Origin of the sequence: Parablastomonas sp. CN1-191 (genome assembly GCF_049354825.1) — a bacterium.
GTDB lineage: Bacteria > Pseudomonadota > Alphaproteobacteria > Sphingomonadales > Sphingomonadaceae > Novosphingobium.
In genome coordinates this window covers 1619756-1634317 of the sequence record NZ_CP186480.1, presented here as the reverse complement: position 1 = coordinate 1634317, position 14562 = coordinate 1619756, and the positions used below count along the sequence as shown (strand labels likewise).

General features: G+C 65.0%; 13 protein-coding genes. 4 read left to right on the top strand and 9 right to left on the bottom strand.

The annotated features are described in order from the left end of the window. Positions 1-70: 70 nt before the first annotated feature. The 4 genes from terL to ACOYW6_RS08060 form a co-directional block, all read right to left on the bottom strand. Positions 71-1558 (bottom strand): phage terminase large subunit, encoded by a 1488-nt coding sequence (gene terL / locus ACOYW6_RS08075; RefSeq protein ID WP_423140819.1) that lies wholly within the window; start codon positions 1556-1558, stop codon positions 71-73. Then, positions 1548-2099 (bottom strand): DUF5681 domain-containing protein, encoded by a 552-nt coding sequence (locus ACOYW6_RS08070; RefSeq protein ID WP_423140818.1) that lies wholly within the window; start codon positions 2097-2099, stop codon positions 1548-1550. The genes terL and ACOYW6_RS08070 overlap by 11 nt, the downstream gene beginning before the upstream one ends. Beyond that, positions 2096-3394 carry a site-specific DNA-methyltransferase gene (locus tag ACOYW6_RS08065; RefSeq protein ID WP_423140817.1) on the bottom strand — a complete coding sequence of 433 codons (1299 nt, stop codon included), beginning with the start codon at positions 3392-3394 and terminating at the stop codon, positions 2096-2098. Before ACOYW6_RS08065 ends, ACOYW6_RS08070 begins: the two co-directional genes overlap by 4 nt. Positions 3395-3459: 65 nt before the next feature. Continuing rightward, a complete protein-coding gene (locus ACOYW6_RS08060) occupies positions 3460-4365 on the bottom strand; it encodes a hypothetical protein (protein ID WP_423140816.1) in 906 nt (301 codons plus the stop codon). Between the two features lie 197 nt (positions 4366-4562). Between ACOYW6_RS08060 and ACOYW6_RS08055 the strand changes: the two genes are divergently transcribed. Continuing rightward, on the top strand, positions 4563-5981 hold the full coding sequence (locus ACOYW6_RS08055; protein WP_423140815.1) for a sugar transferase: 1419 nt from the start codon (positions 4563-4565) through the stop codon (positions 5979-5981). A 68-nt stretch (positions 5982-6049) separates the two neighbouring features. Here ACOYW6_RS08055 and ACOYW6_RS08050 read toward each other — a convergent pair whose 3' ends face one another. Beyond that, a complete protein-coding gene (locus ACOYW6_RS08050; RefSeq protein WP_423140814.1) occupies positions 6050-6265 on the bottom strand; it encodes a hypothetical protein in 216 nt (71 codons plus the stop codon). A gap of 210 nt (positions 6266-6475) precedes the next feature. Between ACOYW6_RS08050 and ACOYW6_RS08045 the strand changes: the two genes are divergently transcribed. Further along, entirely contained in the window at positions 6476-7828 is a 1353-nt protein-coding gene (locus ACOYW6_RS08045; RefSeq protein WP_423140813.1) for a hypothetical protein, read from the top strand. 11 nt (positions 7829-7839) lie between these two features. After that, positions 7840-8811 carry a glycosyltransferase family 2 protein gene (locus ACOYW6_RS08040; protein ID WP_423140812.1) on the top strand — a complete coding sequence of 324 codons (972 nt, stop codon included), beginning with the start codon at positions 7840-7842 and terminating at the stop codon, positions 8809-8811. On the opposite strand, the gene ACOYW6_RS08035 is transcribed toward ACOYW6_RS08040, so the two are convergent. Genes ACOYW6_RS08035 through ACOYW6_RS08020 form a run of 4 tightly spaced genes read right to left on the bottom strand, consistent with a single transcriptional unit; the run spans position 8808 to position 14192 of the window. Next, positions 8808-9941 (bottom strand): hypothetical protein, encoded by a 1134-nt coding sequence (locus ACOYW6_RS08035; RefSeq protein ID WP_423140811.1) that lies wholly within the window; start codon positions 9939-9941, stop codon positions 8808-8810. The genes ACOYW6_RS08040 and ACOYW6_RS08035 overlap by 4 nt on opposite strands. Positions 9942-9963: 22 nt before the next feature. Beyond that, positions 9964-12138, bottom strand: coding sequence for a GumC family protein (locus ACOYW6_RS08030; protein WP_423140810.1), 2175 nt, complete (start codon positions 12136-12138; stop codon positions 9964-9966). 13 nt (positions 12139-12151) lie between these two features. Further along, on the bottom strand, positions 12152-12865 hold the full coding sequence (locus ACOYW6_RS08025; RefSeq protein WP_423140809.1) for a polysaccharide biosynthesis/export family protein: 714 nt from the start codon (positions 12863-12865) through the stop codon (positions 12152-12154). Positions 12866-12875: 10 nt separating this feature from the next. After that, a complete protein-coding gene (locus tag ACOYW6_RS08020; RefSeq protein ID WP_423140808.1) occupies positions 12876-14192 on the bottom strand; it encodes an O-antigen ligase family protein in 1317 nt (438 codons plus the stop codon). A 62-nt stretch (positions 14193-14254) separates the two neighbouring features. Here ACOYW6_RS08020 and ACOYW6_RS08015 point away from each other — a divergent pair, with 62 nt between their 5' ends. Beyond that, complete coding sequence (locus ACOYW6_RS08015) at positions 14255-14560, top strand: hypothetical protein (RefSeq protein ID WP_423140807.1); 306 nt, start codon at positions 14255-14257, stop codon at positions 14558-14560. The last annotated feature ends 2 nt before the right edge of the window (positions 14561-14562 follow it).

Here is a 14562-nt window from a genome sequence, read left to right as displayed (position 1 = left end):
CTTCGATATATGAGCGACGCACGCCACTGCGTCGTATGCTACGTCACCCCATGTCTAACTTGGCGCACCTTCAATCGGGTCCCCATCCATCGTCTTCGTAGGCGCCCGCATCGAACTCGTAACCCGGCTCATCCGAAAACCGCCCATCGCAGAAAGCGATTGGTCCTTCATTCGTGGGCGTCGGGTTCTTCCACGGCGGATTGGCCAGCATCTGCGCGAGCGCATCCGCTTGGTCGTCGTGCCGCGTGTTCGGAAATCCCACGATCTCCGCGATCAACTCGGCAAGCCAGGGTGCAGTTCGTGGGAGTAGAAGTTCCCCGGCCTGGATTCGGCTGGCTTGAGCCTCAAACCGAATTACTTTCGATTCAAACGGCTTTATTTTTATGGGGTAGGGGACTCCTGACGGGAGGTCCTCCTCGAAGCGCTGGATCAGCTGGATCCCGCTGCCGGCCTGCTCGATTATGAGCCGCTCCACTTCGTATCGCTGGCACAACTCGATCACCGTGCGAACGAGTCCGCCGAACGCGACGCGGTTCCGGTAGACATCGAGCACGTAGTAGCGCCCTTTGTGGTAACGAGCCGTTATTCCGACAGTGAAGTCGTTTTTCACGCCGGGCTCAGACGCTGTGCCCCAGCTTTGCACGATGAGGCCGGCGTCCGGCACCTGATCGTAGAACTGAAGCCAGTCGCGTTGAACGTAATTACCCTGCCGCGGAACCGGGTCCTGCTGATGCTGGGCCGAGAAGTGGTACCAGTTGACCCGCCGCTGCTCGTGAAGCCAGGCCAATGACCGCCGTTGGGGGTGCAACGCATGGCCCTCGCGGCGGCGATAAAAACGCCCGCGGGTAAGCGGCACGATCTCCTCGCGCGTTGCGATGGCGGAAAGGCGCAGCTCATTCCATCCGCCGCGCCGCAGCAGGACTCCGGCGAGATCGTCTTCGTGCAGGCGCTGCATGACGAGGACGATAGCGGCGACACCACTTTCATCATCATCGAGTCGCGAGATCAGAGAGCCATCGAGCCACTCTACCACCTTCTCTCGCGCGTTATCCGACAAGGCTTCAGCCGCCTTCATCGGATCGTCGATTACAATGAAGTGAGCTCCGCGCCCGGTGATCGCACCTTCAACTGACGTCGAGAGCCTGCCGCCCCCTGCGGTTGTTTCAAAATCCCCGATGGCGCCTTTGACCAGGCGGACGTTGGGGAAGGCCAACTGGTAGAGCCGGCCGCGCATCATCTTGAGACAATCGCGGGCATGCTTTTCGGCAAGCTTGTCGCCGTAGCTTACGCAAATGAACCGGAGCGAGGGGTCTTGCCCAAGCATCCACGCCACCCATGCGGTCGACACTGCGATCGACTTGAGGTGCCGCGGCGGCATAGTGATAATCAAGCGCCGGTTTTGCCCCTGACGCATCAGATCGAGCTGGTGCGCCATCGCGTCGATGTGCCAGTTATGCGTGTAGCGGCCGCCGGTGACGTAGGGGAACATCGCCCGCACGAAGAGGTCGAAGTTCAATCGGATGGCGGCCGCCAGAGCTGCGCTCGGATCAATCCTCATCGCTTTGCTCCTCGTCGGTACCCTCCGCTTCCCCGCAAGCGGATGGTTCACCACCCTCCTCCGGATCCCCGAGCAGGTGAGGGCCGGCACTCGTCTGTCCCAGCATCTCCTTGATGTAAGCTTCCAGAAGCGCAGCATCGGCCTCGACGGTGCGCTGCTGACTTGCCGCCTTCTTCTCAAGCAATCGCTGGTGCCGGCGGTCGATCTCGATGATCGCAGCAGTCTGTCCCTTGCTGTACCCGTTATCGAGCAGTCGAATAATGCTGGCGCGGCCCTTGGACACGCTCCGCTTCTTTCCGCCCTCGGTCACGGTGACACGGCGGTTGAACTCCTCCTCAAAATCGGAGTCCACGTTGCGCACGCCTTTGGCCCGGCGCCCGCGCTTTCGGCCGTCGCCAACTGCAAACTTGCCGCTCTCGGGAGTGCGGTATTTACCGACAGCGTAGCTGCCGTCCTCGCGGGTGTTGCCCTCCTTGAAGGGCAGGCCGTCTTTGCGGCGGCCGGCGCGAGCGGCTTCAGCCTTCTCACGATCGTCGCTCATTTCGGCGTCCCCGAGCGTTCGGCAGCGACGTCCGCAAGCGACCTGCCGTCTTCGAGCTTCGGCTCCTCGCCCGCGGCTTCGCTCAGTCGCTTCAGGATCAGGTCGGCATACTTTTCGTCCAGTTCGATCCCGTAACCACGGCGATTGGTCAGATGCGCGGCGACCAATGTGGTTCCGGATCCTGCGAAGCTGTCCAGAACGATCCCTCCTGGTTTCGAGACATCCAGGATTGCATCAGCAATCATGGCTTTGTTCTTGATCGTCGGGTGGCTATCCAGGTCTTCCTTCCGACCGGCCCGGAAGGTGTTAGCCCCGGGATAGCTCCAGACGTTCGACCGATGCCGGCGCAAGCCGAAGTTGTTGATGTGCTTGCCCGGGCTGACCTTGAAAACGTAGATGAGTTCGTGAGCAGACCTATAAAATCCCATCGAAGCGTTGGTTTTGGACCATACGATCAGATTCTTGATCTCGTGGAAGACCCCTTGCGCGGCCTCCCATAAAGCGGGCAGCCCCCGCCAATCCATGAAGATGAAAGCAATCGCGCCGGGCCGAGCGTAGACGCGCATGCATTTGAGGGCGGGGCGCAGCAGACCGTGCGCGAGTTCGGGGCCGACGCCGTCGCACCCCATGACGAAGTCCTCGGCATTGCGGTTGCGCGAGACGTTGCCCGCAATCGCGCATCCATAAGGGGGATCCGCTATGATCAGTTCAGCCCGCTCGTCACCGAGCAGCCGGGCATAGGATTCCAGCGCCCGTGCATCGCCGACGAAGAGGCGGTGCCGCCCGACGCTCCACAAGTCTCCAACCCGGCAAATCGCCGGGGCCCGCTTATCGAGCAGCTCGACTCTGTCTGCCTGCGGTTCGCCGTCGTCGAACGAAATCAGAGTGTCGATCTCAAGCGTGTCGAACCCGGTCAGCTCGACATCGTAGCCCATGTCGATGAGACCACGGAACTCGGTCGTGAGCATGGCCTTCGACCAGCCCGCCTTGGCCGCGATGGCGTTGTCGGCGAGGACATAGGCGCGCCACTGCGCATCGGTCATTCCGGCCAGGATGATGGTCGGCACCGACGTCATTCCGAGATACTTCGCGGCCGTCAGCCGGCCGTGCCCTGCGAGCACACGCATCTGCTCGTCGATCAGGATCGGGTTGGTAAACCCGAACTCGCGAACGCTGGCGACCAGCTTCTTAAGTTGGCCTTGCGAGTGCTCGCGGGCGTTGTTCGCGTAGGGAACGAGAATGTCGGGATGCCGGTTTACGACCTCTAACGCTCTCTGCTGGGGACCTTTGACCATTGGTTCGCTTCCGTAGTTTCTGGGAAGCAGCCCAATGGCGGTTATGGGAAGCGATGAGGATGCTGCTAAATAATCTTCTTCGGCGATTTAGACGGCAGGTCGGACTCGAGAACGAGCTTCCGGCGCCCGGTGTGGCGTCTGAGGTATTCCTTCGAAGGCAGGTCCCTGTCGATGTCCGCAGGGGACACAGACACCCAGGATCGACTGAACTCGAGGAACAGGCGCACTTTGGCTCTGTCGCGCATCTTGGGGTCCACAAGACCGAGATATCGGAACAGGAGTTCCCCGGTTACAGAGGCCGGGCGCGGGTTTCGCCGTTCGGTATCCGACTGCTTGACCTCAATTTCGATGCCCGGAAACGCATCGCCAATCGCTGCGGTCGCCGCCTCCATCAACCGTATCCGCAGAAGGTCGGTGGTCGATCCGCGAGACATGCGGGGCACCTCTCGAGCACTCACCCGAGCACTTTCAGAGAGCTCCTCAAGCTCCGCGATGAGGTCTCGGAAATTGAATAACCTGCCCGCTTCGGCGTTCACTGAACCCAGTCGGACAAAATCGAGGAGCACTTCGAGATCGTATTCAGGCTCGGCCAGTAGCGCGGCCAGCTTCGATGCACTGGTCGATATCTGATTGAGACGCGTCTGTGTATCAGCTGCGCCTCGGCCGAGTTGGATCTTTAGGGTCGGGATTAGGTAGGCTGCGGCGATTCTGTAGAGCTTGTCGATGAGTTCATCGCGCTTTGCCGGCGCAGCGGGTGTATGCTCGACGAGATCAGCAATGTCATGCCGGGACGGACCCGCGGGAAGGTCCCGGCCTTTGGACCCACACTCTGCGAGCAGCTTTTCGTAGCTTCCCTCGACGCCCTCTCGCGCGCCAAGCGTCTGCCAAATCGCTCCAAACTCTTCCCACAATGTCGCGTATGGGAAACCAGTGATTTCACCCTCGGATTTAGGCGGTTTTTGCTCGGCCATGCTGCCTGGTATCGGGCAAATCGCGATCGCTTCCCACCACTTTCCCATGTTCCTGGGAATTAGACGTGCAAAGACACGTTAGGCGAGGACTGCGCCGCTCACCACCTCCGGGGCCTTTTTGCTGCACCGCACGCTAGGCGTTTGACCTTGCACGCCGGGCGCGACACAGTCGCAAGCGGACCCAGGGGGATTGCGCGGTGCCGACCACTTTAGCCCAAAGCGCCGCAGCGCCGCGAAAACGCCGGACAGCGCGCGCGAGCGTTAACGAGGGTCTGCCCCAATTTCGCCCGCTCCAGCGGCGACGGCTGCAATGCTACCTTGCGCTGCTTGTCGCTGACCTGATCGTCCTGGTCGCTGGCCTGGGCGCGGTCGGGTTCCTTTACCAGGGCCAGCCGGGGCTGCAGAACGGGCTGCAGGTCGCGCAGCTGATTGCGCCGATCTTCCTGACGTTCGCCCTGGGCAACGGCACCTATTCGGTCGACACGCTGCGCGACTGGCTCCACGGCTGTGCGCGCGGGCTGCAGGCGCTGGTTATCGCCGCGGTCGTGATCGTGTTCATCGCCTTCTACACGAAATCGAGCAGCTATTTCTCGCGCGTTATCGTGTCGGCGGGATCACTCGCCGTGGTTTTTGCCATGGTCTGGACGAAGGCGCAGATGCGGGCTTTCGTGGACTGGCGCTGCGGCGGCAACGTGGTGAACGAGATCCTGATTTCCCATGGCGGCAGCGGGCTCGCCTTCGCCGGCGTGCCGGTGGTGGACGCCAGCGCCCACGGCCTAGTTCCCAATATCGCCGACCCGGCCGCGCTGCACCGTATCGGGCTGCTGCTGCGCCATGTTGACCGCGTGATGGTCGATTGCAGGGCGGAACTGCGGCAGGCCTGGTCGATCGTTCTCAAGGGCGCCAATATCGAAGGCGAGGTCGTCGATCCCGTCGTGGTCGCGCTTGGTGCGCAAGGCGCCCGGATCGTCGAGGGGGCAGGCCTGCTGCGCGTGTCGGTCGGACCCCTGGGCATGCGGGCGCGGACGACCAAGCGGCTGTTCGACATCGCCTTTGCGGGCGGGGCGCTGATTGTGCTGTCGCCGTTGCTCCTCGCGACGGCGGCCGCCATCCTGATCGAGGACGGGCGCCCGGTGTTGTTCGTCCAGCGCCGGGTCGGACGTGGCAACCGCTTTTTCGATGTCTTCAAGTTTCGCAGTATGCGGGCCGTGCAATCCGATCATTCCGGGCGGCGTTCTGCCGCGCGCGACGATGACCGGGTGACGCGGATCGGGCGCCTGATCCGGCGCACGAGCATCGACGAACTGCCGCAGCTGTTCAACGTCCTGGGCGGCAGCATGAGTATCGTCGGGCCGCGTCCGCACGCCACGGGCTCAACCGCGGCCGACAAGCTGTTCTGGGAAGTTGACGAGCGGTACTGGATGCGCCACGCCTGCAAGCCCGGCTTGACCGGGCTGGCGCAGGTTCGCGGCCACCGCGGCGCCACGCACGCGGAATCGGACCTTACCGACCGGTTGGGCGCAGACCTGGAATACCTTGCCCACTGGTCGCTCAAGCGCGACATCGGCATCATCCTGCGCACCGCGACGGTCCTGCTCCACCGCAACGCCTACTGACGACGCGGCCGCCGGACACGAAAAAAGCCCGCCGAAGCGAGCTTTCAACGTTCCCGGAAAAATCGAGATCAGTCGGGGCTGTTGCTCTTGGCGATCTGGATGATCGCGGCAAGCGCGGCGAACAGCGCGATCCAGATCCAAAGCATGCCGCCGCCCAACTGATCGGACTGGCCGGCAGCGACCGGCTGCGAGAAGCGCGCGGCTTCGGGGCGGGTCGCGGCCTGAGCCGAAACGCTGGCGAGGGCAAGTGTCGACGCTACAACGGCCGATATGACTTTCTTCACAGCGATTCGCTCCAATTTTCCTAGGGACAACACTTATATTGCAGTTGCGAAGTATCAAGTCAACCAAGGATTGCGCACTATTTGGCGCTCTTTCTCACCCTGCAAGCACAATAAGTTAACCGTAATTCGAAACGTTCCCGGCCTCGCCGGAGGCGAATCGCCTCCATTGCAAAGACCGGCCCTTTGACGCATTGCGGCACGATGTCGCTGGTGAGCCAAACCGAAGTAACGCTTGCCGAGCCTGACCGGTTCCAGGTCTCGCTCGATCCGTGGATCGTGGTGGCGCTGCTGTGGCCGCTCGGACGCATCGTAGAGCTTCAGATTGTCGGGACCGTCTATTTGCAGGACGCGATGAGCGTGGGCATTCTGCTCCTGCTTGTCATGCGTCCGGGTTCGGTGGCGCGGCTGCAGCAGATACGCTGGGTGTTCTTCCTCGGCCTGCTGTGGCTGCTCGGGCAGATTTTCACCGACATTTGGCGCGGTTCTGCGTTCGAGGATTTCGGGCGCGGCTGGGCCAAGATCGTCTTTTTCATAGCCACCCTGGCGGCGATGTGGCTGTTCCTGCCGATCCGCCGATCGTACCTGGCAGCCTATGCCGCGGGCATGGCGCTGGCCGCTTACGCCGCGGTGCCGGCCGCCGACACCGCCTTTGGCGCGGAAGGGGTGCGCTGGCGGTTCGGGCTGGGAGAGGCGATGATCGTCGCGTCGGCCGTGCTGGTTTCGGGCGCGATCCCGGGTACGCGCAGGTTGACCCGCTTCGCACCGATCGTGCTGGCCGCGGTCGCGGCTTTCCAGCTGGCCGTGCAGGCGCGTTCCAATTTCGGCAACGTGATCGCCGCGGCCGCGCTGTGCCAGCTTTATGTCATCCTGGCCCGCAATCCGGCGCTGCGCCGCACCATCCGGCCCTCGACCTTCGTGGTCGGGTTCATGGCGGCACTGGTGGCCACGCAGGGGCCGATCTGGGTCTACTCAGAGCTCGCCGACAACGGGACGCTGGGTGCCGAGGCGCAAACCAAATACCGCCTGCAGGAGGTTAGCGGCAACGGCAACATCATCCTGGGCGGCCGGACCGAGCTTTACGTGTCGCTGATCGCGATCAAGGATTCACCCTTCCTTGGCCACGGCAGCTGGGCGCAGGACAACTACTATAACCAGCTGCTGCGCCACCGCCTGATCGAGGCCGGTGTCAAGTCACAAGAAGTGCGATTCAATAGAGGCAACTACATTCCCAGCCATAGCTACCTGTTCGGAAGCTGGGTCGACGGGGGCGCCCTGGGCGGCCTGTTCTGGATCTACATGCTGTTGATGGCGATCGTGTCGATCTATTATTCGTTGCTCGTGCCGGGATCGCTCCGACCTATCTACGCGTACATGGTCCTGTCGTTCGCATGGAGCGTGCTGTTCTCTCCATTCGGGTCCCCGGTGCGCTTCACCGTGTCGTTCCAGATCGTGATGATCTATTACGTCATCACGGAGGCGAAAGCGTACCTGGCGCAGCAGCGCGCCGCGCGCCTGTCGGCGGCCGCGTCGGTCCAGCACCGGCTGGCCGGCGCCCACGGTTGAGCGAAAGCCCGGTGACCGCCCTTGACGACGCGCAGCCCGGTTTGCTGACTGCCGTCATTCTGACCCGCAACGAGGCGATCCACCTGGCGCGCTGCCTGCGTGCGCTGGACGGCCTGGCGACGCGGATCGTCATCGTCGATTCCGGCTCGACCGACGCGACGGCCGCGATTGCGCGCGAACACGGCGCCGAGGTGTTCGAAAGGGCCTGGGTCAATTACGCCGACCAGTTCCAGTGGGCACTGGACAATGCCGGCATCGGCACGGACTGGATCATGCGTCTCGACGCCGATGAAGTGGTCGGGCCGGACCTGGCGGCCAACCTGAAGGCCGCGATGGGCGCCGCCGACCCGGGCACCGCGGCGTTCTCGGTCGACCGTCGGCATATCTTCATGGGCCGCTGGATTCGCCACGGCGGCCGTTACCCGCTGCGGCTGGTGCGCGTGTGGCGGCGCGGCTGCGGGCGGATCGAACAGCGCTGGATGGATGAGCACATCGCGATTTCGGGCGGGGCCACGTTGCACGTCGCCGGCGATCTCAGCGACATCAACCTCAACGACCTGACGTTTTTCACCGCCAAGCATAATGCCTATGCGACGCGCGAGGCGCTCGATGCGCTGATCGATGTCCACGGCTTGTTCGAAACGGACCGCGCCGAAGGCGTGGGGGCAAGCCACCAGGCGGAGCGCCGACGCATCGCCAAGCAGGGGTTCTACAACCGTTTGCCGCTGGGGCTGGGTCCGCTGGCGTTCTTCCTGCTGCGCTACATCGTCCAGCTTGGCTTCCTCGATGGCAAGCCCGGGCTGATCTATCATGGGCTGCAGGGGTTGTGGTACCGGTTCCTGGTCGACGCCAAGCGGCACGAGCTTGAGCGCGAGCTCAGCACATGCGCCGACAATGACGCCAGGATCGACCGGCTCAGCGCCCTCACCGGGCATGACCTGCGCGCGTTTGCAGCAGCGACCGGCCAGCGCGTCCGCCGCTAGCCAGGCGATACGCTGATCAGGGTTACCGAACTGCCCGGCGTTACCGGGCGCGCAAGTTCGAGCGCCAGTATCCCCAGACGGCAATTGGCCGCCGGTTGAAACGATCCGCGCTGTACCCACTGGTCCCCCTCGCGCACCGGCTCAGACGCGATCACGCTGCTTTGCGATGTCTCGGCGCAGAGATAGCGCCAGCGCAGCGCCGCCACGAATTCGCGCGGCCCGCTCCACCGCGCCTCGATCGCCAGTGCGGTCTGGGCCGGGCCCGTCTGAGCGAGGACCGAACCCTGGGCATCGCCGCCGGCCGTCAGGACCAGCCCGGCGGGCCGGAGATTTTCGACCGCCAGTGGTGACGTTCCGCTCACTTGCCATTCGCCGCCGAGCGGTGTCGGCTCGAGCGGAAGGGTGAAGGCGCTGTCGTAGACGGGGCCGGCGAACAACGCTTCGTTCGCCAGGCTACGTCGCCACAAGGCGTGGGCCTGGGTGCCGCCGCCCTTGCCGAAGCCTTCGCCGGCCGCCTTGATCATCGCGCGTTTCCACGGCCCGTCACCGCTGTCGATCCGCGATACAAACTCGCTTCGCAGCGCAACCAGCCCCTGCTGTGCCGGTGGGCGCGCGATCCATGCCGGCATCCAGCCGGGGCCAAGGTGGTGCGCGGCGCGATCCGCCATCGCCTCGATCCCGCCGCGCATCGTCAGGACGCGATCGGCGTAGCGCGCCGCCGCGTCGCTGCCGACCGTCCGGCCGATCGCATCGACGCGCTGCGCCGCGATCACGGGATCACCTTCGCGGATCGCTTCGTAGATAAGGCGGTAATTCGTCAGCGGATCGCGCCAGCCCAGCGCGGCCGACTGGTTCAGCAACCGCGTTCCGGCGACCCCGGTGCGGGTCGAGCCGACGACGGTGAGGGCCTTGGCATTGAGGGGGTTGGCCAGGAAAGAACGCAGCGCGTGTCCGATGGCGGCCGGGGCGTCCCTGACGGCGATCGCCTGTGTAACCGCGTGGTTCTGCACTTGCCAATCGAACGGGGCCAGGCGCGCGCCGGCGCGCCAATCGGCCTCGGCAAGGACCGGGCCCGTCGCCGCGGCCAGCACCGCGACAGCGGCCAGCGCGGCCGCACCGGCGGCCAGCACGGGCCGCCGGCGAGGGGCAACGTCAGTCGCCGCGGCCATAGTAGTAGTAATAGCCGTACTCGTAGCCATAGCCGGCGTACTTGGGATCGAACTTGTTCAGCACCGCGCCGTCGATCTTCAGGCCGGCGGCACGCAGGCGGCGAACGGCGGCGAGGCCGCGGCCGCGCAGCGGCCGGCCCGCCTCGATCACGTAGACGAGGTGCTTGGCAAGCCCGCCCAGAAGGATGGCGTCGGCAAGGCCCAGCACCGGCGGGGAGTCGATCATGACCAGGTCGTATTCGCGGCCGGCTTCTTCGAGCATCTCGCCGAACCCGCCGCCGGAAAGCAGTTCGGGGACGCTGGGCGGAAGCTGGCCGGTCGCCATGAAGTCGACGTTGTCGCGATCGGTCTTCTGGACGACGTCCTTCCAGTTCGACTGGCGCGACAGCACGTTCGACAGGCCGACAGTACGCTCGCGCTCGAACAGGCGATGCTGCGACGGGCGCCGCAAGTCGGCATCGATGACCAGGACCCGCTTGCCAAGCCGCGCGAAGGAATGCGCGATCCCGTAGACGATCAGGCTCTTGCCTTCCGATTCGCGGCTGCTGGTGACCGAGATGCTGCCAAGCTGCCCGTCGGTGGTGATGAGGCCCATCTGCGTGCGCAGCGCCGCGAAGGCTTCCGACACGCTCGACTTCGGATCGTCGAGGACTTCGGCGGCCGGGGTTTCGGGCGGCAGCTTGGGAATGATACCCAGGAACGGCACGTTGAGCTTGTTGATGATGTCGTCCGGGGTGCGGGTGGCATCGTCGTAGTAATCGCGCAGGAACACGAAGCCGAAGGCCACGATGATGCCGCCGATCAGCGCCATCAGCAGGTTCATGAGCGGACGCGGACGGACCGGAGCACCCGGAATGCGCGCTTCGTCCACCATCGAGATGTTGCTGTTGGCGACGCCGGCGCTGGCGCTGACTTCCTTGTAGCGCTGCAGCAGGCCGTCATACATCGCGCGGTTGGTGTTCGCCTCGCGCGCAAGGATATTATAGCGGATCCGCTTCTGCTGTTCGGCCTGGTTGCCGCTGCGCAGACCGGCGACCTGGCGGGCCAGCTGCTGTTCGTTGCGAAGCGCGGATTGGTACTGGGTCTGCAGCGCGCTGCGAACCTGCCCGGCCTGCGCGGCGATCTGCTGGTCGAGCGTGCGGATTTGCGACTGGCGCTGGACCTGCAACGGATAGTCGGGCCGGTAGCGCTGGCTGTCGGCCGCGTACTGGGCGGCCAGGTCGCTGCGGCGCTGGAGCAGTTGCTGGATGCTCGGGCTGGTCTGAACTTCGGGCAGGCTCATCACCGGGACCGAGGCGGCGACACGATAGCGCTGCTCCGCGGCGACGCGGGCGGCGCGCGCGGCATTGAGCGAATCGTTGACCGCGACCAGGTCGCTCAGAAGGATCGACTGCGAGGCCGGGTTCTCGGCCGTTCCGCTCTGGACGTCGAACAGGCCGGCGCTGCGGGCATAGTCGACTTGCGCACGCTCCGAGCTTTCGAGACGGTCCTTGGCCAGGCCCAGCTGGCCCTCCAGGTACTTGCGCGCATAAGCCGAGGAATCGAACTTGCGCTGGACGTTGCTGGCGATCAGCGCGTTGGCATAGGCCGTGGCGACCCGGGCTGCGAAGGTCGGATCGGGGCTTTCGAAATTGATCTGGACGACGCGGCTGTTCTTGGGAAGCGCGGCGTTGACATTGCCGCGCAGGACATCGGCCAGGTATTCGCGCCGCGTCTGCGCGATCGTCGTGCCCGGGGCACCGCCGGCCGGCGGATCGACCTGCATGCGGTTGAAGGCATCGTTCGACGACGCGAGCTTGAGGGCGTCAACGACCGACAGCGCCATGGCGCGGCTCATCAGCACGTCGAGGTTGGTCTGCAGGAACAGCGTGGTGTCATAGTCGACGACCGGCTGTTCTTCGTTGCTGACCACTTGTGCGGCCTGGCTGTCGATCTGGACCGATGCGGTGGCGCGGTAGATCGGCGTGGTCGACAGCGACGAGATGACGCCGAACGCGACCGCGACGAACAGGATGCCTGCGATGTAGAAACGATTGCGGTAAAGCGCGGCCAGGATGCGGCGGAAATCGATGTTGATCGCCGGCATCGCCTTTGGCGGTTCGGCCATCGCCAGCGCGTCGCTCGGGTCACCGGCGCGGGGGACGAAAGGTTGGTTCACGCGTCGCTTCGCCTCAGAATGGTCGCAGAATGCTCAGGATCGGGGTCGCCTGGAGCAGTTCGCGGTATGTCGCACGGATCGAAGAGGTCCCGACGATGACCTGGTCGCCGGCCAGCACTTCGGGGTCGGGCTCGAGCCCGGCCTGGATCTTGCCGAGGTCGAAGACCCCGCCGACCCGCTGGCCGTTGACCCGGCGCACGATCGCGACCTGGCTCGACTTGGCGATCGAATTGACGCCGTGCGCCAGCGCGATCGCATCGACCAGCGTGATGCGGCCCGGCATCTCGTAAACGCCGGACTGGGCAACGGCGCCGTCGACGGTAACGCGGCGGCGCGACGATTCGACGATGGCGACGTTCACGCGCGGGTTGACCAGATAGCGCTTCGCAAACTCGACCTCGAGCTTGCGCGCGAACTCTCTTGAAGTCAGGCCCTGGGCGGAAACCGAGCCGACCAGCGGAACCTGCACGAGCCCTTCCGAATCGACCTGAGCCTTGTCCACGGACAAGTCCCTTTCGCCGAAGACCGAGACGCTGACGACGTCGAGCGGCCCGATCGGATATTCACGGGCCTGGCTGACGTCACCGGCCGGGATGGCATCGTAGGCGGCCTGTCCCGATGGTAGCGCCGGGGCCACCGTTCGAACGCATCCCGCCAGCGCAGCCAGCACCAATGTGCCGGCAACTGCACGGACCAGTCCGCGCTGCTCTTTTTCATACCCCGCCATCGGCCGGTCCCTACGCAATCCCGCGTGGCTTGGCAAACGTTTGCCGCACTGCATCAATCGATCCGCAGCAAACGGCGAAAAGCACCGAAAGCGCAGGCATTCGCAGTGGGTAATCGACCACGCTGTGCGCCAGCAGCAGGGCGATGATGGCGATCGGCGCCAGCACGTCGCGCGGGGCCCGGCGGCGGATCAGAGCCAGCACGATCCAGCCGATCGCGGCCAGGCCGGCCAACATGCTGATCGTGCCCGGCAACCCGCCCTCGAGTGCGATCTGTAGGTAGTCGTTGTGCGCCTCGATCACGTAGGCGGGCTGCACCAGGTCGAGATCCTCGAACGCGGCATAGACCGGCACGAACGTGCCATAGCCCGACCCCCAGGGCCAGAAGGCTCGGATGGCGACCGGCGCCGTGTCGATGATGATGGCCCGGTCTCCCGCGGCGCCCGGATCGGCGAAGCGCTGCAGCACAGGGTCGAGCCCCTTGAGCGACAGCACGGCCGCCACGATCACCAGGAAGACGGCGGCGGCGCCGACGTAGTGCCGCCGCTGCGGCCGCCAGATCATGAACAGCGACGCCGCCAGGACCGGTCCCGCCAGCAGCAGCCCCGCTTTCGAGGTCGTGGCGAAAACGCACAGCGTCAGCAGCAGGGCATAGACCGACAGGACGATGGCCCACTGCGAACGCTTTTCGGGCGGTGCAAGCAGCGGGGCGGTGGCAACGCCGGTCAGGATCAGGTCGGCGAGGTGATTGCGGTTGCCAAACAGCCCGGTGGCAAAGCCCTCGTGCCCGGCATGGTAGATGTTTAGCCCCCCGGTCAGCCGCTGCGCGACACCGAGCAAGGCGCTGGCCGCGGCGAACAGACCCGCTGCGGCCAACATCGTGCGCACCGCCGCCCAGCCGGCACGGCGTGCGGCGAAAAAGGCGGTGACCGGCGCCAGCAGGCCCAGCAGCGCCGCAAAGGTGGCCCATGGCGCCACCGATATCGGGCGCCACATCTGCCCCAGGCCGACCGCGTCAAGCGTCGCGGCGATAAGATCATGCCCTGCCAGTGCGCGCCAGACCGGCGGCGGCAGGGGCACGAGCTGCAGCGCGGCGAGGGCGACCAGGCCCAGCAGCAGCACGCCGAGCCAGTCGCGGCGGCGCGGTTCGCGCAGGAGCAGGAACAGGGCGGGCAGCGCGGCGAGCGAGACGATGCCGTATTGCAGCGCGTGCGAGCGGCCACCGAACACCAGCGCCGCGGCCAGCAGCCCGGCCAGCGCCAGCCCGAGCGCCGGATCGCTGCCTTCACGGCGAAAGTAGTCCGTCGTCCCCGATACGTTGAAGGCCATTGTCACTCCCGCGGTTCGTGCGATAAGCGCAATTGCCGGGCAGCGGCAAGCAGGGTGGAACGATGCAGCTGAATTATATCCTGTGGTCGGTGGCCTGCGCCATCATCATCGCCTTCTGGATAACCTGGGTGCTGGCCCGCCACACGCCGCTTCAGGCGCTGCGAGGCTGGCCGCTGACTTTGGCCGTGCATGGCCTGGCGGCGCTGATCTTCTTCGCATTCATCGGCTGGTTCAAGGCCTACGGATCGTTGTTCGCCTATCGCGAGGCGCTGATCGTGGTGCCGGCGCAGATCGTGTGGATCCTGGTCGATTTCACGCTGGGCGGCTTCACCCGCCACCGCCGCTATCGCCCCGGCTCGGCCCGCTGACG